This window comes from Halomonas flagellata (assembly GCF_022487945.1).
GTDB classification, from domain to species: Bacteria; Pseudomonadota; Gammaproteobacteria; order Pseudomonadales; family Halomonadaceae; genus Halomonas; species Halomonas flagellata.
Window position 1 is genome coordinate 1 of sequence record NZ_JAKVPY010000112.1, and the last position, 612, is coordinate 612.

Sequence of the window (612 nt, forward strand, 5' to 3'; positions counted from 1 at the left end):
ACCTTTCCAAATACATTGATCAATAGCTACCTGCTGCCATACACCTTTACCGGTTTGAGTAGCTCCAATAACCTTTATATTTTTAGATTTAAACTCGTCGTCCGTAATGTAAATAGGCTCATCATTAGTTCCTAAACCCATAAACATATGACCATCTTTATAATAATCTCGCGGGTCAAATTGTTTAGACTGAAAGCGGTCATTCTCGACTCGAATATCACTGACATTATCAGCCGTCTGACTAACTCTGAATTTACGTTTCCACGCTGAAATTTTAGGCGCGATCAAGCGTCTGTAAACCACCTGGAAAAAGTATGGAAGAATAAAAATAGTTATGATGGAAAGTACAGAACTGAAATTGAAACTTTGTAGCTTTACATTGCTATAAATCATTTGCAGATATTTTACGCCTTGTTCCTTGCCGAATTGCTGGAAAGCAAGCATCAGCACAAAGACGTTGAACAAAGCAAAAGAGGCTATGTAAGCAATGAGTATTTTTTTTTTTAGAAAAGCTATGATGTGATCTAAAGCGCTCAAGCTATCGCGCTTAGTTATGTGACCACTGAAGGTAAATTGTATTAAAATAGCTAGAACAAATATGAATAAAAATGT

At 35.9% G+C, this 612-nt stretch carries 1 protein-coding gene; it reads right to left on the reverse strand.

The annotated features are described in order from the left end of the window. The coding region (locus tag MKP05_RS21405) for a hypothetical protein (RefSeq protein WP_240570152.1) at window positions 1–612 on the reverse strand (612 nt) is incomplete at both ends.